This window comes from Pseudomonas sp. SWRI92 (genome assembly GCF_014268685.1).
Classification (GTDB): domain Bacteria; phylum Pseudomonadota; class Gammaproteobacteria; order Pseudomonadales; family Pseudomonadaceae; genus Aquipseudomonas; species Aquipseudomonas marvdashtae.
On sequence record NZ_JABWQY010000004.1, the window covers coordinates 29,341 to 47,607 of the forward strand.

Annotated in this window: 15 protein-coding genes and 1 pseudogene; 8 read left to right on the plus strand and 8 right to left on the minus strand. The window is 61.2% G+C overall.

Annotated features, from left to right (window positions below; translation table 11 throughout):
* Positions 1–66 precede the first annotated feature (66 nt).
* Positions 67–249, plus strand: coding sequence for a hypothetical protein (locus HU762_RS08855; protein WP_186635555.1), 183 nt, complete (start codon positions 67–69; stop codon positions 247–249).
* A 4-nt stretch (positions 250–253) separates the two neighbouring features.
* On the opposite strand, the gene HU762_RS08860 is transcribed toward HU762_RS08855, so the two are convergent.
* Genes HU762_RS08860 through HU762_RS08870 form a run of 3 tightly spaced genes read right to left on the minus strand, consistent with a single transcriptional unit; the run spans position 254 to position 3,121 of the window.
* Positions 254–1,249, minus strand: a complete 996-nt coding sequence (locus tag HU762_RS08860) for a lysylphosphatidylglycerol synthase transmembrane domain-containing protein (protein WP_186635558.1) — start codon at positions 1,247–1,249, stop codon at positions 254–256.
* Positions 1,246–2,037, minus strand: a complete 792-nt coding sequence (locus HU762_RS08865) for a DUF2334 domain-containing protein (protein WP_186635561.1) — start codon at positions 2,035–2,037, stop codon at positions 1,246–1,248. The genes HU762_RS08860 and HU762_RS08865 overlap by 4 nt, the downstream gene beginning before the upstream one ends.
* On the minus strand, positions 2,030–3,121 hold the full coding sequence (locus HU762_RS08870; protein WP_186611684.1) for a glycosyltransferase family 1 protein: 1,092 nt from the start codon (positions 3,119–3,121) through the stop codon (positions 2,030–2,032). The genes HU762_RS08865 and HU762_RS08870 overlap by 8 nt, the downstream gene beginning before the upstream one ends.
* A 220-nt stretch (positions 3,122–3,341) precedes the next feature.
* Here HU762_RS08870 and HU762_RS08875 point away from each other — a divergent pair, with 220 nt between their 5' ends.
* Entirely contained in the window at positions 3,342–4,829 is a 1,488-nt protein-coding gene (locus HU762_RS08875) for a helicase HerA-like domain-containing protein (RefSeq protein WP_186635564.1), read from the plus strand.
* 36 nt (positions 4,830–4,865) lie between these two features.
* Here HU762_RS08875 and HU762_RS08880 read toward each other — a convergent pair whose 3' ends face one another.
* A complete protein-coding gene (locus HU762_RS08880; RefSeq protein ID WP_186611682.1) occupies positions 4,866–5,321 on the minus strand; it encodes a DciA family protein in 456 nt (151 codons plus the stop codon).
* A 309-nt stretch (positions 5,322–5,630) separates the two neighbouring features.
* Between HU762_RS08880 and secA the strand changes: the two genes are divergently transcribed.
* The 4 genes and pseudogenes from secA (at position 5,631) to HU762_RS08900 (ending at position 10,810) form a co-directional block, all read left to right on the plus strand.
* A complete protein-coding gene (gene secA, locus HU762_RS08885; RefSeq protein ID WP_186635567.1) occupies positions 5,631–8,372 on the plus strand; it encodes a preprotein translocase subunit SecA in 2,742 nt (913 codons plus the stop codon).
* A gap of 122 nt (positions 8,373–8,494) precedes the next feature.
* Entirely contained in the window at positions 8,495–9,712 is a 1,218-nt protein-coding gene (argJ, locus tag HU762_RS08890; protein ID WP_186635570.1) for a bifunctional glutamate N-acetyltransferase/amino-acid acetyltransferase ArgJ, read from the plus strand.
* Between the two features lie 22 nt (positions 9,713–9,734).
* Positions 9,735–9,875: pseudogene (locus tag HU762_RS08895) on the plus strand (glutathione S-transferase); the annotation flags it as partial.
* On the plus strand, positions 9,872–10,810 hold the full coding sequence (locus HU762_RS08900) for a Nudix family hydrolase (protein WP_186635573.1): 939 nt from the start codon (positions 9,872–9,874) through the stop codon (positions 10,808–10,810). The pseudogene HU762_RS08895 and the gene HU762_RS08900, both read left to right, overlap by 4 nt.
* Before the next feature lie 11 nt (positions 10,811–10,821).
* On the opposite strand, the gene HU762_RS08905 is transcribed toward HU762_RS08900, so the two are convergent.
* The 3 genes from HU762_RS08905 to HU762_RS08915 are packed head-to-tail and all read right to left on the minus strand — an operon-like array spanning position 10,822 to position 14,406.
* Positions 10,822–11,403 (minus strand): cob(I)yrinic acid a,c-diamide adenosyltransferase, encoded by a 582-nt coding sequence (locus HU762_RS08905; RefSeq protein WP_186635576.1) that lies wholly within the window; start codon positions 11,401–11,403, stop codon positions 10,822–10,824.
* A 2-nt stretch (positions 11,404–11,405) separates the two neighbouring features.
* The gene (locus HU762_RS08910; protein WP_186635579.1) at positions 11,406–13,442 is read right to left on the minus strand and encodes a HAMP domain-containing sensor histidine kinase; all 2,037 of its coding nucleotides are present in this window, start codon (positions 13,440–13,442) and stop codon (positions 11,406–11,408) included.
* Positions 13,443–13,488: 46 nt separating this feature from the next.
* Positions 13,489–14,406, minus strand: coding sequence for a putative 2-dehydropantoate 2-reductase (locus HU762_RS08915; protein WP_186635582.1), 918 nt, complete (start codon positions 14,404–14,406; stop codon positions 13,489–13,491).
* A gap of 143 nt (positions 14,407–14,549) precedes the next feature.
* On the opposite strand from HU762_RS08915, the gene HU762_RS08920 reads away from it, so the two are divergent.
* Both HU762_RS08920 and HU762_RS08925 read left to right on the plus strand, forming a co-directional pair.
* Positions 14,550–15,035 (plus strand): YajQ family cyclic di-GMP-binding protein, encoded by a 486-nt coding sequence (locus HU762_RS08920; RefSeq protein ID WP_060740892.1) that lies wholly within the window; start codon positions 14,550–14,552, stop codon positions 15,033–15,035.
* 107 nt (positions 15,036–15,142) lie between these two features.
* Positions 15,143–15,985: a mechanosensitive ion channel family protein gene (locus tag HU762_RS08925; protein WP_186635585.1), complete on the plus strand. Its 843-nt coding sequence runs from the start codon at positions 15,143–15,145 to the stop codon at positions 15,983–15,985.
* 164 nt (positions 15,986–16,149) lie between these two features.
* Here the strand turns inward: HU762_RS08925 and HU762_RS08930 are convergent, their stop codons facing one another.
* Positions 16,150–17,442: an OprD family porin gene (locus HU762_RS08930; RefSeq protein ID WP_186635588.1), complete on the minus strand. Its 1,293-nt coding sequence runs from the start codon at positions 17,440–17,442 to the stop codon at positions 16,150–16,152.
* Positions 17,443–18,267: the final 825 nt, after the last annotated feature.

Here is an 18,267-nt window from a genome sequence, read left to right on the forward strand (position 1 = left end):
CGTGGCGAGGGAGCAAGCTCCCTCGCCACGATGACTGTTGGAAAACTTGAGGGAACACATAACGCCATGACCGATCCCTTGGACAAAGCCACCGCCAAGGCCCCGCCTACGATGGGCGAGGGGTGCTTGAGTCGCTACGATCCCGAAGCGCTGGGGCCGGAGGACGGCACGGAATTTCCCGACGCTGCCCAGCTGTGGGAAACACTGCAAAAGCAGTCGCCGCCAGACGATCCCGAACGCAAGCGTTGAGCGCTCAGGCTTGTCGGGCCCTGATCAGCTTCTTGATCAGAGGGCGTCCGACCATCAAAAAGAACACCGGACCGCCGGCCACCAGATAAAAGTAATAGGTCACTGCTCGCCAGATCAGGATTGCCGCCGCTGCGGTGGATTTGCCCACCATGGGCGCCAGCAACGCCGCTGAGGTCAGCTCTGCCGCCCCGGCGCCGCCTGGTAACAGGCTGAACTGCCCGGCGCTGAGGGAGAGCATCTGGATGAGAAAACTCCAGGCCCACTGCAAGTCCGCTCCCAACCCTCTCAATGCCAGGTACAACACGCTGTAGCGCAAGGCCCAGTGCAGGCACGTCAGGCCGAACACCTGGAAAAGCGTCTGCCGGGGCAATTTCAGGGTGTCGGTAAAGGCTGCGAGGAAGTTCAGGATCTTGCGGCCCCAGCGCCGACGGGTCGTGGATTTCACCCTTAGATGACGCAGCAGCCGCGCACCCAGCAGAATCAGCCGGCGATGATAGCGGGCTACCAGCGCGCAGCAGAGAAGCCCGCCGAACAACGAAATCGCGCTCAGGGCGAGCATCCATTCCATGCGTTGGCTGAGATTCTGGAAGAGTGCGTAGAACAGAATGCCCAGCAAGGCGCAGAGGAAGAACAGCAGGTCGCTCAACTGATCCATCGCAAACACCGCGCTGCCGTGGGCCGGGCGCACGCCGTTGCGCGCCAGCAGCGCCATCAGCGTCAACGGGCCGCCACTGCCGCCGGGTGTCGCGCACATGGCGAACTCGGTGGACATCACCACGCCCATGCTTTTGAGCCCGCCAATGCGTCCTCGATGTTCACCCAGCAACAAGCGCAGGCGCACCGAGTTCAGGCCCCAGCAGAGCACGATCATGCCGAGCATGATCAGCAACAACGACAGCGGAAAGCGCTGCACGCGTGACCACATCTCGCCGCCGCCCAACAACATCGGAACCAGCAACGCCGTGAGCAGGGCGGCGCCCAGCCATAACAATCGTTTCATGCGGCGCTGCTGACCCGCAGGCCCTGGGTTGCCAGCCAGCCGGCCTTGGTCATCGGCACCCGGCCATCCTCAAGCAGACGCTCCAGCGTCTGCAGCCAATAGTCTCGGGAAAAGTCGTGGCGCATATCCACCGGGTGCAGGCCCAGCCGAATCACCGGTGCCTGGCGCCAACGCTGTTGACGCTGATCGCTGATGATTTTCGACAGGCCCCGGCGCCAGGCACTCCGGGCACTCCAGACCAGGCCGGGGGCATCGACCTTGGTGAAGTCCGGCAAGTGGTAAAGGTGCTGGGTGTCGCTGGTATAACTCAGGGGCAATTGGCGCAAGGCGCGACGGGTGCCCTCACTCATCAGCCAGGCCGGCGCGACAAAGCCTTCCAGCGGCCATTGATAGCGCTGGAAGAGTTCAACGCCTGCGTGCAGGCGGGTGAGGGCGGCTTCCTCGGACAAGTGGTAGAACTCGCCTTCATGGGTATAGACCCGGCGCATGAACCAGTCCTTGGGATGAACGGCGGGCGGGCCGTCGTCGCAATGGTAGTAACCATGCAGGACCAGTTCATCGCCGCGTTCGACACGGCTGTCGAGCAAGCGCCTGAAGTCCGGATGATCGTCCAGAGCGTTGGCATGGTGGAAATCCGGCACCACCAGCCAGGTCATTGGCACTTGGCCGAGGGCGTCGACGGCTTCGACGAAGGGCTGGTAGTCGGGCCAGGTCTGCGGCGCGACGTCATGAAGCACCACCAGCAGGCTGGGTGAACGGGTCATCGCCATGGGTTTCGCCTCAACCATTGGCCAGCAGCGGCATCTCTGCGCCCAGCACGCTGTAATAGTGGCCCAACAGGCTGTTGACCACCGAATCCCAGGCGTAATGACGTTCTACGTGGCGGCGTGCCCTTGCGCCGCGCTGCTGACAGCCCTCGGCGAACAGTTGGCGCACCGCATTGGCCATGGCCTGCGGGTTGTTGGGCGTGCATAACAGGCCGCACTCTTCCTGGACGATTTCGCTGAACGCGCCCGCCGCGACCGCCACCACCGGAATGCCGCTGGCCATGGCTTCGAGGATGACCAGGCCGAACGTCTCCTGGTCGCCGGCATGCAGCAGCGCGTCGGCGCTGGCCATCAGCCGGGCGACTTGCGGCGCCGGGCAGAACTCGTCGATCACGGTGACATTGTCCGGCACCAGGGCTGGCATCGAAGAGCCCACCAGCAACAGGTGATAGCGCTCGCCCAGGCGTTGCATGCACTTGAGCAGCACCGGCAGGTTTTTTTCCTTGGAGCCGCGACCGGCGAAAATCAACAATCGCGCGTCTTCGGCGATGCCCAGCTCGGCCCTAAGCTCCGGGTCTCGCGCGGCGGGGTTGAAGGTTTGCAGGTCGACACCCAGAGGCTGCACATGGACATTCCTGACGCCCAGCCCGGTCAACTTATCGGCCATGACCTGGCTCGGCGCCAATACCCGGTCGAAGTTGCCGTACAACTTGCTGACATAGGCTTCGATGTTGGGCGTGAACCAGTTGCCCATGCGGTTGCTCACCAGCAGGGGCAGGTCGGAGTGATAGAAACCGATCACCGGGACGTCCAGCTGTCGCCGGGCATCCAGGGCAGCCCAGGCGGTGAGATAGGGGTCGCCGACTTCAATCAGATCCGGTTGCAGATCGCGCAGGACATTACGCCAGGGGGCCAGGCGAAGCGGGAAGCGGTAGCCCTTGCCGAAGGGCAGGGGAGGCGCTGGAACCTTGTAGATGCCGTCCTGCTCGCTCAAATGCGCGCCGGGAATCAAGAGGCTATGGCGTATGCCGGGCCGATTGCCCAGGCGCCGGTGCTTGGCATCCAGATAAGTGCGCACGCCGCCGCTGGCGGGGGCGTAGAACATGGTGATGTCCGCTATATGCACGATGAACGTCCCTCCGGTCTGTGTTCTCCCTTGTTGACCTTTAGTAAGAATAGATGTTCGGTTGGGTTATGGTGACGTAGCGATACGGCACGCGACATGGCGTTGTTTTTGTTTCCAGCGCCAGGGTCTTAATGTCCCAGGCATGCTTTTATATAAGCGTGCAAAATGGCGTCATATCGCAAACATCACGGGTGACCAAATGCCTGACTCATCGCAACTCATCATCGGCGCCGACCTCGCCGGCCAACCAGTGGCCCAGGCCATGCGCCTGGCGAACCGACATGGCTTGGTGGCGGGTGCCACCGGCACGGGCAAGACCGTCACCTTGCAACGCCTGGCCGAGATGTTCAGCGATGCCGGCGTGGCGGTGTTCGCGGCGGACATCAAGGGCGATCTCTGTGGCCTCGGTGCCGCCGGCAATCCCCAAGGCAAGATCGCCGAGCGCATCGCTGGCATGCCCTGGCTTGGCCACACGCCCCAGGCCTATCCGGTTACCTTGTGGGATATCCACGGCCAATCCGGTCATCCGCTGCGCACGACCTTGAGTGAAATGGGGCCGTTGCTGCTCGGTAGCCTGCTGGAGCTGACGGACAGCCAGCAATCGGCGTTGTACGCGGCGTTCAAGGTGGCTGACCGCGAGGGGCTGTTGCTGCTGGACCTCAAGGATTTGAAGGCGCTGCTCAACCACCTCAAGGACAATCCTGAGCTGCTGGGGGACGATGCGGCCCTGATGACCACCGGTTCCAGCCAGGCCTTGATGCGACGCTTGTCGACACTGGAGCAGCAAGGCGCGGATGCGCTGTTTGGCGAGCCGGCGTTGCAGCTCGAAGACATCTTGCAACCGGCCAGTGATGGCCGCGGCCGGATTCATCTGCTGGACGCCAGTCGCCTGGTCCATGAGGCACCCAAGGTCTACGCGACGTTCCTGTTGTGGCTGTTGGCCGAGCTGTTCGAGCAACTGCCCGAGCGCGGCGACGCGGACAAACCCCTGCTGGCGCTGTTTTTCGACGAGGCGCATTTGTTATTTGCCGGTACGCCCAAGGCGTTGCAGGAGCGGCTGGAGCAAGTGGTGCGGCTGATTCGCTCCAAGGGCGTCGGGGTGTATTTCGTGACCCAGTCGCCGGGCGACTTGCCGGACGATGTGCTGGCGCAGTTGGGGCTGCGCATCCAGCACGGCTTGCGGGCGTTTACCGCCAAGGAGCAGAAATCCCTGCGGGCGGTGGCGGACGGTTTTCGACCGAACCCACAATTCGATGCCTTGTCGGTGCTGACCGAACTGGGCATCGGCGAGGCCCTGGTGGGCACCTTGCAAGAAAAAGGCACGCCGGAAATGGTCCAGCGCGTGCTGGTGGCGCCGCCGCAGTCGCGCATCGGGCCGCTGACCGAGGCCGAGCGCGCCGCACTGATCGCCGGCTCAGCGTTGCAGGGGCGCTATGACAAACCCATCGACCGCGAGTCTGCCTATGAAGTGCTGATGGGGCGCAAGGGGTTGGAGCCGCAGGCTGAAGCGGCGCCGGAAAAACCGACCGCGCAAGAGCCGAGCTTTACTGAAAAGGCCGGTGAGTTCCTCGGCACCGCCGCCGGCCAGGCATTGAAATCGGCGATGCGCCAGGCGGCCAACCAACTGGGTCGGCAACTGGTACGTGGGTTGATGGGGTCGTTGCTGGGAGGCAGCAAGCGCCGCTAATCACGGCGCAAGCTGAGGGACAGGCGCCCAAGATACTCAGTCCTTGGGTTTGGCGTGCGCCGCCAATCGCTCCAGCGCCGCCCGCAGCTTGGGATCGCTGATGCCTTCGGCCGTGGCCTGGATAGTCGCGGCCGCATCGGTGGACAGGTCCAGCGTATGGCCCTTGACGGCGGCCTGTACGGTGGGCGGCTGAACCTTGAACAGGATCCGCGTCAGGTTGGCGAACTCATCGAAAACCTGCAATTGACGCAGCAGGCGCTTTTGCTGGTAGCGCAAGCGCGTGGCCCAGTGGCCGTCGGTGACGATCAGCAGCAAACTGCCTTCGCGCCATGACGCCACGTGGCAATGCTCGCGTGCGGCCGGCTGCAACTGACTGTCCAGCAGCCGTTGCAGGTGGCCCAGGCGCTTGGCGTGGCCGAAGATCGCTTTCAGCGGTTTGGCTTCGCGCAGAAGCACGGCGGGCGCCTTGGCTGGAAGAGGGCGGAAGGCCATGAATGAATACCGCAAGTGACAGAGGCGCCATGGTAGCAGAAAGCGTCCGATGCGCTCCGGGCGCAGCTGCCGAGCGGCATTTAACCTGCACAATCAATCATTAACTTCTGCGTTTTGTGGGTTGAAGTTCGCGCAAAAGCCCTTATTTTAGGGAAGCCCCGTCACAGCGCTGTGCCAGCATCGTGGAATAACGCCACTTTCCTCACCATCGTTTCCGGGTAGAATGCTCGTTCGCATGCGGCCATGAGGGCTGCACGGGCGACTCATGGGGCCGCCCTCCATCCCTTTAGTGTGGAAGATCCTGCCGATATGTTTGCGCCTTTGTTAAAGAAACTTTTTGGAAGCAAGAACGAGCGTGAAGTCAAACGCATGCTCAAGACGGTACAGATCGTCAATGCCTTCGAAGAGCAAATGGTGGCCCTTTCGGACGATCAGTTACGCGCCAAGACTGCCGAACTCAAGGACCGCTTCGCCAAGGGCGAGACCCTCGACCAACTCCTGCCCGAAGCCTTTGCGGTCTGCCGCGAAGCCGGCAAGCGGGTCATGGGCATGCGCCACTTCGACGTCCAGTTGATCGGCGGCATGACCTTGCACGAAGGCAAGATCGCCGAAATGCGCACCGGTGAAGGCAAGACCCTCGTGGCTACCTTGGCGGTGTACCTCAACGCATTGTCCGGCAAAGGCGTGCACGTGGTGACGGTCAACGACTACCTGGCCCGCCGCGACGCCAACTGGATGCGCCCGCTCTACGAATTCCTCGGCCTGACCGTTGGCGTGGTCACACCGTTCCAGCCGCCAGAAGAGAAGCGTGCCGCCTACGCCTCGGACATCACCTACGGCACCAACAACGAATTCGGTTTCGACTACCTGCGCGACAACATGGCGTTCAGCATGGATGAAAAATTCCAGCGTGAACTCAACTTTGCCGTGATCGATGAAGTCGACTCCATCCTCATCGACGAAGCCCGTACCCCGCTGATCATTTCCGGTCAGGCCGAGGACAGCTCCAAGCTGTACATCGAGATCAACAAGCTGATCCCGCAGCTCACCTTGCACGTCGAGGAAGTCGAAGGCGAAGTGACCCAGGCCGGGCACTACACCGTTGACGAGAAGACCCGTCAGGTCGAGCTCAACGAAGCCGGTCACCAGTTCGTCGAGGAAATGCTGACCCGCGTCGGCCTGCTGGCAGAAGGGGAGAGCCTGTATTCGGCGCACAACCTGGGCCTGCTGACCCACGTATACGCCGGCCTGCGTGCCCACAAGCTGTTCCATCGCAATGTCGAGTACATCGTGCAGGACGGCCAGGTCGTGCTGGTGGATGAACACACCGGTCGTACCATGCCGGGCCGTCGCCTGTCCGAAGGCCTGCACCAGGCCATCGAAGCCAAGGAAGGCCTGAACATCCAGGCCGAGAGCCAGACCCTGGCCTCGACCACCTTCCAGAACTACTTCCGCCTCTACAACAAGCTGTCCGGCATGACCGGTACCGCCGACACCGAAGCGTTCGAATTCCATCAGATCTACGGCCTGCAAGTGATGGTGATCCCGCCTAACAAGCCGCTGGCGCGTAAAGACTACAACGACCTGGTGTTCCTCACCGCCGATGAGAAGTACGCGGCGATCATCGCCGACATCAAGGAATGCATGGCCCAGGGCCGTCCGATCCTGGTGGGTACCGCCACCATCGAGACCTCCGAGCACATGTCCGCGTTGCTCAACAAGGAAGGCATCGAGCACAAGGTCCTCAACGCCAAGTTCCACGAGAAGGAAGCCGAGATCATTGCCCAGGCCGGTCGCCCGGGTGCGTTGACCATCGCTACCAACATGGCCGGCCGTGGTACCGACATCCTGCTGGGCGGCAACTGGGAAGTGGAAGTGGCTTCCCTGGAAAACCCGACCCCCGAGCAAATCGCGCAGATCAAGGCCGACTGGCAGAAGCGCCACCAACAGGTGCTCGAATCCGGCGGTTTGCAGGTGATCGCTTCCGAGCGTCACGAATCGCGCCGTATCGACAACCAGCTGCGTGGCCGTGCCGGTCGCCAGGGTGACGCCGGCTCCAGCCGTTTCTACCTGTCGCTGGAAGACAGCCTGATGCGCATCTTCGCCTCTGACCGGGTGAAGAATTTCATGAAGGCCCTGGGCATGCAGCCGGGCGAGGCGATCGAACACCGCATGGTGACCAACGCCATCGAGAAGGCGCAGCGCAAGGTTGAAGGCCGCAACTTCGATATCCGCAAGCAATTGCTGGAGTTCGACGACGTCAACAACGAGCAGCGCAAAGTGATCTATCACATGCGCAACAGCCTGCTGGCCGCCGACGACATTGGCGAAACCATCGCCGATTTCCGTCGGGAAGTGCTCGACGCTACCGTCAGTGCACACATTCCACCGCAATCGTTGCCGGAACAGTGGGACGTCGCGGGCCTGGAAGCCTCCCTGCGCAGCGATTTTGGCGTGTCGTTGCCGATCCAGCAGTGGCTCGATGAAGACGACAAGCTGTACGAAGAAACCCTGCGCGAGAAGCTGCTTGCCGAGCTGATCGTTGCGTACAACGAAAAAGAAGACCAGGCCGGCGCCGAGGCACTGCGTTCCTTCGAGAAGCAGATTGTGCTGCGCGTCCTCGACGACCTGTGGAAAGACCACCTGTCGACCATGGACCACCTGCGTCACGGTATCCACCTGCGCGGCTACGCCCAGAAGAATCCGAAGCAGGAGTACAAGCGCGAGTCCTTCACGCTGTTCTCCGAGCTGCTGGATTCGATCAAGCGCGACTCGATCCGGGTCCTCTCCCACGTCCAGGTTCGTCGCGAAGACCCGGTCGAAGAAGAAGCCCGCCTGCGCCAGGAAGCCGAAGCCTTGGCCGCGCGCATGCAGTTCGAACACGCCGAAGCCCCAGGCCTGGAAGTCGTCCAGGCGATGGAAGAGGGTGTCGATGTGGATGTCGCCTTGGCAACCACGCCGGTACGCAACGAACAGAAGTTGGGCCGCAACGAACTGTGCTATTGCGGTTCGGGCAAGAAATACAAGCATTGCCACGGGCAGATCCAGTAACCCCGTTCCAACGCTGAACGACCCACGCCGCGACCGGACTCCATCCGTCGCGGCGTTTTGCCATTTTGATTCGCCGTCTCAATGAGGACGGCGTCGATTACATCTAATTTAGGAGCGCATTCATGGCTGTTGGTCTTGGTCCGTTGCCAACGTTGCACCCGGTTGCCGGTTTTGAACTCGGCATTGCCTCGGCGGGCATCAAGCGCCCCGGGCGCAAGGATGTCGTGGTCATGCGTTGTGCCGAAGGCTCGACGGTGGCTGGCGTGTTCACGCTCAATGCCTTTTGCGCCGCGCCGGTCATCCTGGCCAAGCAGCGCGTGCAAGGGTCGGTGCGTTATCTGCTGACCAACACCGGCAACGCCAACGCCGGCACGGGCGCGCCAGGCCTGGCCGCCGCCGAGCGCACCTGCGCCAGGCTGGCGGAACTGACCGGCGTCGACGCCAGCCAGGTGCTGCCGTATTCCACCGGCGTGATTGGCGAACCGCTGCCAGTCGAGAAGATCGAAGGCGCGTTGCAGGCCGCCCTCGATGACCTCTCGGAAAACAACTGGGCGGCGGCCGCCACCGGCATCATGACCACCGACACCCTGCCCAAGGGTGCGAGCCGCCAGTTCCAGCACGACGGCGTGACCGTTACCGTGACTGGCATCAGCAAAGGCGCGGGCATGATCCGCCCGAACATGGCGACCATGCTCGGCTACATCGCCACCGACGCCAAGGTCTCGCGCCAGGTGCTGCAAGACCTGATGCTCGACGGCGCGAACAAGTCGTTCAACCGCATCACCATCGACGGCGACACCTCCACCAATGACTGCTGCATGCTGATCGCCACGGGCAAGGCCAACCTGCCGGAAATCACCGAAGCCAGCGGTCCACTGTTCGCCGCCCTGAAGCAGGCCGTGTTCGAGGTGTGCATGGAAGTGGCCCAGGCGATCGTCCGTGACGGCGAAGGCGCGACCAAGTTCGTGACCGTGCAGGTCAACGGCGGTGGCAATCACCAGGAATGCCTGGACGTCGGCTACACCGTTGCGCATTCACCGCTGATCAAGACTGCATTGTTTGCCTCCGACCCGAACTGGGGCCGGATCCTTGCCGCCGTCGGCCGGGCTGGCGTGCCGGAGCTGGACGTGAGCAAGATCGACGTGTTCCTCGGCGACGTCTGCATCGCCAGCAAAGGCGCCCGCGCCTCCACCTATACCGAAGCCCAAGGCGCGGCGGTGATGCAGCAGGAAGAAATCACCATCCGCATCGAATTGGGGCGTGGCGATTGCAGCGAAACGATCTGGACCACCGACCTGTCCCACGAGTACGTGAAGATCAACGCTGAGTATCGGACTTAAACCGCTCGGGACCGAGCTGCTATTTTTCGCCCCGGTTGCCGTGCGCTTGCGCACGTATCAAGTGCAATGGCCGGAAGTCGACGCGGCCTATGTCGAAACCCTTTATCAATGGCCGGCATTCAAGACCTGGCAACAGGCTGGCCTGGAGGAAATTTCGCGGTGAAACGAGTACACGTAGCGGCGGCGGTCATTCGTGACGCCACCGGCAAGATCCTCATCGCCCGACGGGCCGATTCCCAGCATCAAGGTGGCCTGTGGGAATTTCCTGGCGGCAAGGTCGAGGCGGATGAATCCGTTGAAACTGCCCTGGCCCGCGAACTGCATGAAGAGTTGGGCATCGTCGTCGGCGCTGCCCGACCGCTGATCAAGGTGCGTCACGATTATCCGGACAAACAGGTGTTGCTGGATGTCTGGGAAGTCTCGACCTTCACTGGCGAGCCCCATGGTGCCGAAGGACAACCGCTGGCCTGGGTGACCACTCGGGAGCTTGCGAACTACGAGTTTCCGGCGGCCAATCAGCCAATCGTCGCGGCGGCCCGATTGCCGGGCGAGTACCTGATTACCCCTGAAGGCCTGGAAACCCCGGCTCTGCTACGGGGGATGCAGAAAGCTATCGCCGGCGGGATCAAGCTGATCCAGCTGCGCGCCCCTAACGGCTATGATCCGAAATATCGCGATCTGGCGGTGGATGCCGCAGGGCTTTGCGCGGGCAAGGCCCAGTTGATGCTCAAGGGGCCGTTTGAATGGTTGGGCGATTTCCCTTCCGCGGGCTGGCACATCACCGCCGCGCAACTGCGCAAGCACGCAGCGGCCGGCCGACCGTTCGGCAAGGATCGCTGGCTGGCGGCTTCTTGTCACAACGCCGAGGAATTATCCCTGGCGCAGCAGATGGACGTGGACTTCGTGACACTGTCGCCCGTACAGCCGACCCAGACCCATCCGGATGCACAGCCGTTGGGGTGGGAAGAAGCGGCGCGGTTGATCGATGGTTTCGATAAGCCAGTTTATTTGCTGGGCGGGGTCGGGCCTGGCGAGCAACAGAAAGCCTGGGCGGCCGGGGCCCAGGGCGTGGCGGGGATTCGGGCGTTCTGGCCCTGAGGCTTGAGCGATCAGTCCGCAGGCTTGGCTGCCGCCTGCCAAAGCACTTCTGCAATTGCCTGGCGACGGGCAATGATCCGCGCCGCTACGAACAGCAGGTCCGATAACCGATTGATATAGGCAAGCCCCGGCCCTGCCAACGGCTCCACGGCGTTCAACTGTTGGCAGCGGCGCTCGGCGCCGCGGGCCAGGCTCCGGCACACATGGGCCTGGGCTATCAAGGTCGAGCCACCGGGCAGGATGAAATTCTCCAACGGCCCCAGTTCTTCGTTCCATACGTCGATGGCCGCTTCCAGGCGTTCGACTTCCGCCATGTTCAGTGCCTGATAAGCCGGCATCGCCAGCTCGCCACCCAGGTCGAACAACCGGTGCTGACAGGGCGCCAGCACCTCGACGACTTCCTCCAGTGCCGGATACTGGCCCATTTCATTGGCCAGCCCGGCCAGCAGCAACCCCAGCTGGCTGTTCAACGTATCCACTTCGCCGATGGCCTCGACCCGTGGATGGTCCTTCGCTACGCGGCGGCCATCGCCCAACCCGGTTTCACCTTTGTCACCGGTGCGGGTGTAAATTTTCGACAGGCGAAAACCCATGTTCAGCGCTCCACTTGCTTGTGTTCTTGCGCCACCATCGAAGTGCCCGCCAGGGGCAGGCGCAAGGTGAAGCAAGTGCCTTGGCCCGGCGCTGATTGCACTTCCATCTGGCCCTTGTGGTTGTTGGTAATGATGAAATACGACACCGACAGCCCGAGCCCCGTACCCTGGCCGATTTCCTTGGTGGTGAAGAAAGGTTCGAAGGTGCGTTTGCGCACGTTTTCGCTCATGCCGATGCCATTGTCCTCGACCTGGATTTCCGCCCACGGCGGGTTCAGGCGGGTACGCAAGATGATGCGGCCGGGCTCGCCGTCGTCCTGGCGCTGGTGAATGGCCTGGGCGGCGTTCTTCAACAGGTTCAGCAGCACCTGCTCCAATTCGTTGGCCGTGCCGGGGACCGGGCCCAGGTTCGGGTCGAACTGGCGGATGATCGCCTGGCCCTTGAAGTCGAAACCAATCGCCAGGTCGAAGTCGTTGCCGGCGATCTCCACCGCCTGGTCGATCAGCGCCGGCAGGTCGCAGGGCGCCATCTGCCGGGTACTGCGTCGGCTGAAGCTGAGCATGTGGGTGACGATTTTGGCGGCGCGAGCGCCGGCCTGCTGGATGCCGTCGAGCAACTGCGGGATCTCCCGGCTTTCCAGGTAGCGATTGACCACCGGCAACTCGATCCCCAATTGCTCGGCCTGATCGAGGTTCTTGGGCAGTTCCGCCGACAGGCGCCGGCGAATGTTCTGCACGTTGTGCAGGATCGCCCCCAGCGGGTTGTTGATCTCATGGGCCATGCCCGCTGCGAGGCCACCCACCGAGAGCATTTTTTCCGACTGCACCATCATTTCCTCCAGCGACAGGCGCTGGGTGATGTCGTCGATGCGGATCACCACGCCCCGTCCGGCGCCGCCCATCAACGGATAGAAAGTCAGGGCGTAGTGCTTGGCTTCATCGTCCTTGGTCCAGGTGACGCGTTCGATCTTGGCGACCGTGTGCTGCTCGACCGTCTGCTTGAGCTGTGGCAGATAGGGCTTGAGCGGTTCGAAGGCGAGGAAGATCGGCTGGTTCAACGCCTCGTCCAGCCGGGTACCGGAAAGGGCGCTGGCTTCCTGGTTCCATTGGGTGACGTAGAGTTGTTCGTCGAGGGCGATCAGCGCCGACGGCATGGAGTCGATGATGCTGTTGAGGTAGTTCTGGAAGCCCGTGAGCTTTTTCTCGATCTTGCTGCGCACCTGGACTTCCAGCTCCAGCTTGCGGTTGGTGTGGCGGGTTTCTTCCGCCAGGCCCTGGGCCTGGTCGTAGGCCGCCTGGGAATCGTCCCGCGCGCGCTTGAGCTGCTGCTCCCGAGCTTCGATCCGCGACAGCATGGTGTTGAACGCCTCGGCCAGGCTGCCGATCTCGTCATGGTTGCCACGGCCGGCACGCAGGGAATAGTTTTCCTCGCGGGTAACCTGGCGCGACAGTTCTTCGAGTTGGTGAATCGGCTGGGTAATCAGTCGCTTGATCTGCTGGGCAATGATCAACCACAGCAGCACGCTGAAAATCAGTATGCCGAGGCTGGCGGTCAGCGTGCCGGTGTAGAAGGCGGTGGGCAATTCGCTGCTGGCGACCAGCAACAAATGGCCGGATTGGGTACCGGGACGGGGCAGGGTGATGACTTGGTTGCTGCGAAATTCCCCGGCCTGCCAGGTTTGCATATGGCGAAAATGCTCCGGCAACCTGAGCTTTTCGCCCTGTTGCAACTCGGCCAGGCGTTCACCCCGACCGTCATACAGCGCCGCTGCCCGCAGGGGCGCATAGCTGTTGAGTTCATCGAGCAGGCGCTGGGCGCTTTGCGGCGACTGCAGCGCGTCGGAGATCAGGCTCGGGTTGGCCACCAGCCGGCCGATGGTCTGCAAGGCCTGCGGGGCCATGCTTTCCTGGGAAATGTAGTAGGCCGCGCTGATGAAGGTCAGGTTCGCCACCAGCAAAACGGTGGTCAACAATACCAACAGGGCCGCCAGCAGTTTCTGGCCGACCGGGAGGTTTTCAAGGCGCTGGCGCAATGGCATCTGACTCGTCGCTAAAAAGGAACACGTGGGCCAGCGTAGCCGCTGCTCAGTCGCTGGGCAATCCGAGGTTGTCCAAGTGGACAATCAGGCGTTGGCGCATTTGTTCAAGATGCGGCGCGGCCACCCCATGACGTTGTGCGACCGCGCAGGCATGGCCGAGCAGGTAGCTGATTTCGGTGCGGCGCTGGTTGGCGACATCCTGATACATCGACGAATAGTTGTGAGCGGTGGCCTGGATGACCCGTTCGACTTCGGCCGGTAAGTCTTCGGCCGCCGCGGGCTGGCCGCAGCGCTCAAGCAGGTCGCTGAGTTCCGCGCACAAGGTCGCCACTTCGCAGCGGTGTTCCTGCAAGCCGCCGTTCTTGCAATGGTGCAGCACGGTGAGGGGATTGATCGCACAGTTGAGGGCCAGTTTGCGCCACAGGCGAGTGAGAATATCGGCGCTCCATTCATGTGGGATGCCGGCAGCGCCCAGGTCATCCAGCCAGACTGGCGCCACCGGGTGCGCGGGGTCGCCCAGCCAGGTGTAGCCATGGCCGGCGAACACCACGCGCCAGTCACCGTCGCGGAACGCGCCTTCGGTGCTGGAGGCGCAGATGCAGCGAGCCAGGGGGACGCGGTTCGCCACCGCATCCTGGCTGCCGAGGCCGTTCTGCAGCAGGATCAGTTCTGTCTCGGCACTCAGTCGATGGGCGACCGAAGCCACCGCCGCTTCCGCGTCATAGGCCTTGCAAGCCAGCAGCAAGCGCTTGATGGGTTCGGGGCTTTGCGCGGTTTCGCCGGGCACCGGGTAACATTGCGCCTGCCCCTGTTCCACCAGCGTCAGGCCACCGCTTGCCCGGTAAGCCTGCAACCGCTGCTCATTGCGCAGCACCAGCCGCACCGGCAGGCCGGCCCGGGCCAGGCGCGTCGCCCACAACGTGCCGAGACTGCCGGCTCCCAGGACATGCCAGGTGGTGGACATCAGTTTTTTACTCGCTTTGGCGCTGGCATCTGAGGGGCTCGCGGTAACGACGGGAAAAGACCCGTTATAATGAGCCCGATTTTAACCACAAGCCAAGTGCGCGCCTTTGTCACGGGCGCGCCTTTTTATTTGGAGAACACTACATGCCGTCATTCGACGTGGTATCCGAACTGGACAAACACGAAGTCACCAACGCCGTTGAAAACGCCGTCAAGGAACTCGACCGTCGGTATGACCTCAAGGGCAAGGGCAGTTTCGAGTTCAAGGAAAAGGACTTGACCGTCAACCTGACCGCCGAGGCCGAGTTCCAGCTCGAGGCGATGATCGAGATCCTCAAGCTGGCGCTGGTCAAGCGCAAGATCGATGTGCAATGCCTCGAGGTCAAGGACGCCTACGCCTCGGGCAAGCTGATGAAGCAGGAAGCCGTGCTCAAGGAAGGCATCGACAAGGAATTGGCGAAGAAGATCGTTGCCCACATCAAGGACGCCAAGCTCAAGGTCCAGGCCGCCATCCAGGGTGAGCAGGTGCGCGTGACCGGCAAGAAGCGTGACGACCTGCAGGAAGCCATCGCCGCGCTGCGCGGCAAAGAATTCGGCATGCCGCTACAGTTCAATAACTTCCGCGACTGACACCAGGCTGTTCGCAATTACCGTGGCCGATGTGCTCCCGGTGCGGGGCATCGTCGGCTACACAGTGTTGCACGGGTGTTTCGTGCAACGGGAACAAGGAGAACACGATGGACTTGAACGCTGAAGTGGACCACCTGGTCAAGGCTTCCCAGGCCTGGATACCGATGATCATGGAGTACGGCAGCCGCGTGCTGCTGGCGGTCGTCACCCTGGCTATCGGCTGGTGGCTGATCAACAAGTTGACCCGCAAACTGGGCGCACTGCTGGCCTTGCGTAATGCCGACTTGGCATTGCAAGGGTTTATCAGCACCCTGGCTAACGTCATCCTCAAGATTCTACTGATCGTCAGCGTCGCGTCGATGATCGGCGTGGAAACCACCTCGTTCGTCGCGGCCATCGGTGCGGCAGGCTTGGCGATCGGCCTGGCCTTGCAGGGCAGCCTGGCGAATTTCGCCGGTGGCGTGCTGATCCTGCTGTTCCGTCCATTTCGCATCGGTGACTGGATCGAGGCCCAAGGCGTGGCCGGTACGGTCGACAGCATCCAGATCTTCCACACGATCATTCGTACCGGTGACAACAAGACCGTCATCGTGCCGAACGGCAACCTGTCCAACGGCATCATCACCAACACCAACCGCCAGCCAACCCGCAAAGTAGTATTCGACGTGGGCGTGGATTACCAGGCCGACCTGCAAAAAGCGCGGGAAGTGTTACTGGAGCTGGCCAAGGACGAGCGCGTATTGGCCGATCCTGCACCAGAAGCGGTGATTTCCACCCTGGGCGATAGCTCGATCACGGTGTCGCTGCGTATCTGGGTGAAAACGGCGGACTACTGGAACGTGATGTTCATGCTTAACGAACAGGCGCGGGACCGCTTGAAGGATGCGGGCATTGATATTCCGTTTCCGCAACGGGTTATTCGGGTTGTTCAGGAAGGGCCAGCGCAATAACGATTTGAATGTAACTCTGCGCTGGGGTCGGGTTATGTTTAGCTAGCTTGCTATTTAACAAGTTGTGTTAACGCTGACATTGCACTAGGCATAAAAAAACCGCTCACCTGGATCAGGTGAGCGGTTTTTGTTTGTCGCGGTGCAGCTATCGAATTAGCACTGAATTACAAGATGCTCAGTGGGTATTCGGCGATCAGGCGGAAGTCGTTGTTGTCGGTGTAATCCGGGTTAGAGTTGCTCGTCCGATAAACCGCGCTACGCAAACGCAGAGACAGGTCTTTGGCTGGACCGCTTTGCAGAACGTATTTGGTCTCGAAGTCCCACTCGTGGGCTTTGGCATCGCTTGTAGCGGTAGCGATGTTATCGCTGGTGATGTAACGAGTCATGAAGCTCAGGCCAGGAATGCCGTAGGTCTTCATGTTCAGGTCGTAGCGAGCCTGCCAAGAGGTCTCGTCTTGACCGTTGAAGTCGGAATACTGCACGGAGTTGGCGAGGTAGATAGTACCGCCACCGTCAACGCCGTAAGCGTAGCCGCTGTCACCGGAGGAGCGCTGGTGAGCCAAGGTGAATTTGTGTGCACCAACGCTGTAGGCTGCTGCGAGCGACCAGATGCGGTTGTCAATATCACCGCTCAGCTCTTGACCCTGGCTCTTGCTGTCGTAGCCGTTGAAGTCGAAGTTCAGAGACTGATCTTCGTTGATTGGCAGGGTGTAGTTCACATTGAGGTACTTCTTCTTGAAGTAGTCTTCAACGTCGGAAGCTGCTACGCCTGCTACGAAATTGTCAGTGAACTGGTAGGTTGCGCCAGCAATATTGGCGGACGTCAGACCTGGGCTGTGCCGACCATTGATGCTGTCACGGCCGGTGTAGTTCTGTGCGTTCATAGCGGTGAAGCGGCCAGCGGTCAGCTCCAGACCCTTGATTTCCTTGCTGGTGATCAACGTACCGGTAGCAACTTCCGGATTCAGACGGCTGTCGTCCGTGGAGAACACTGGGCTGGCGGTGTATTGGTTACCGTATTTCAGGACGGTGTCGGACAAGCGGAACTTGACCGCGCCGCCAACTTCGGATTGGGTGTCTTCTGGGCTGCCGTCGTCACCTGTGCCGAAGATGCTGTTACCGGTGCGACCCGCGCCGCTATCCAGTTTGACCTGGCCGTTGAACAGAGCGTCCACGCCGACACCAACGGTGCCTTGAGTGAAGCCAGACTCATAAACAGCCTGTACGCCCAGACCGGTTTCTTCGCGGTAGCCGGTGCTACGTGCTTTACCACCGGTATTCTGGTTGTTGGAGGCGCCGTGTTTGAAATCACGGTTCATGTACAGCATGCGACTTTTAACAGTCAGGCTCTGATCTTCAAAAAAGCCCTTGGACTCCTCCTGAGAGGACGCCACTGCGAACTGCGAGGTACTGGCCGATACAGCCAGTGCAATCATGCTCCACTTCATCACGCGCATCGTGATTTGCTCCTTTGGTTTTTAGAAGAGTACTGCCGTCCCACCTGTTTTTTTATCTGGGCGGCTCTTTCTTTTTGTGTCGGCGCAAACTTATATCACGCCAACATTCTTTGGCGATACTTGCCCATTCAACCTTTCAGCTTCTTTACGACCCTGTCGCCAATGGCTCGATCCATGTCGTATTTCAGCTACTGCGGCGCAATCGGATCCGCAACTTGTATGTTGCTTTTTTTCTCCGGCGTCGGCGTAAAGAGTCCTTGGTAACTGCGCTTGAAGCTCCTTGAGGGCAACCTTGCCACTTTATTTATGAGCCTTCAGGTTCGCGCGTCCGGCGATCCCCTGTAGGCGATGTGGGGATGAATGCAACAAGCATGCTCAAATTCCATTTCTGTTCACGTTTTTTTCACATTTCCCATTTGCTCGTAGCGAAACCTCATGAAACCGGGCTCCAAAGGCCTTGTTTTAATTAAGGTTGACTACGAGGCCAGTGCCGTGATTGCCGCTCGGAAAGGCCGCGCGACAACCAAAAACGTTACCGGTTCACCCCACGAGTGAGTAGATCACGGATGCTTCGTGCACTGAGCGTAGACGCGCTGTGCGATTTTGGTGCAGAAAATCTTCTGGTTGTACGAAAAACTTACAGTGCGAATTCTCGATGCGGCGTCTATAGAGCTGTTTTGGCATCGCCGAGTATTCGCTGCGCTGTATTGGTGCGCGGCGTCGATAGCAGGCGCCGGGGCGGTTCATCATTCGCGGTGAACCCGCTGCCGTTCACAGGTATGCTGAACCTCTGCGTCCGGTGCAGGCCTGCGGGCCGAATCGGCC

Excerpts from the sequence above, each read along its gene's own strand:
- HU762_RS08905 (WP_186635576.1), bottom strand. The coding sequence starts at position 11,403 with ATGGGTTTTCGCCTGTCGAAAATTTACACCCGCACCGGTGACAAAGGT.
- HU762_RS08925 (WP_186635585.1), top strand. The coding sequence starts at position 15,143 with ATGGACTTGAACGCTGAAGTGGACCACCTGGTCAAGGCTTCCCAGGCC.
- HU762_RS08930 (WP_186635588.1), bottom strand. The coding sequence starts at position 17,442 with ATGCGCGTGATGAAGTGGAGCATGATTGCACTGGCTGTATCGGCCAGT.
- HU762_RS08915 (WP_186635582.1), bottom strand. The coding sequence starts at position 14,406 with ATGTCCACCACCTGGCATGTCCTGGGAGCCGGCAGTCTCGGCACGTTG.
- HU762_RS08920 (WP_060740892.1), top strand. The coding sequence starts at position 14,550 with ATGCCGTCATTCGACGTGGTATCCGAACTGGACAAACACGAAGTCACC.
- secA (WP_186635567.1), top strand. The coding sequence starts at position 5,631 with ATGTTTGCGCCTTTGTTAAAGAAACTTTTTGGAAGCAAGAACGAGCGT.
- HU762_RS08870 (WP_186611684.1), bottom strand. The coding sequence starts at position 3,121 with ATGTTCTACGCCCCCGCCAGCGGCGGCGTGCGCACTTATCTGGATGCC.
- HU762_RS08875 (WP_186635564.1), top strand. The coding sequence starts at position 3,342 with ATGCCTGACTCATCGCAACTCATCATCGGCGCCGACCTCGCCGGCCAA.
- HU762_RS08855 (WP_186635555.1), top strand. The coding sequence starts at position 67 with ATGACCGATCCCTTGGACAAAGCCACCGCCAAGGCCCCGCCTACGATG.
- argJ (WP_186635570.1), top strand. The coding sequence starts at position 8,495 with ATGGCTGTTGGTCTTGGTCCGTTGCCAACGTTGCACCCGGTTGCCGGT.
- HU762_RS08860 (WP_186635558.1), bottom strand. The coding sequence starts at position 1,249 with ATGAAACGATTGTTATGGCTGGGCGCCGCCCTGCTCACGGCGTTGCTG.
- HU762_RS08880 (WP_186611682.1), bottom strand. The coding sequence starts at position 5,321 with ATGGCCTTCCGCCCTCTTCCAGCCAAGGCGCCCGCCGTGCTTCTGCGC.
- HU762_RS08910 (WP_186635579.1), bottom strand. The coding sequence starts at position 13,442 with ATGCCATTGCGCCAGCGCCTTGAAAACCTCCCGGTCGGCCAGAAACTG.
- HU762_RS08865 (WP_186635561.1), bottom strand. The coding sequence starts at position 2,037 with ATGGTTGAGGCGAAACCCATGGCGATGACCCGTTCACCCAGCCTGCTG.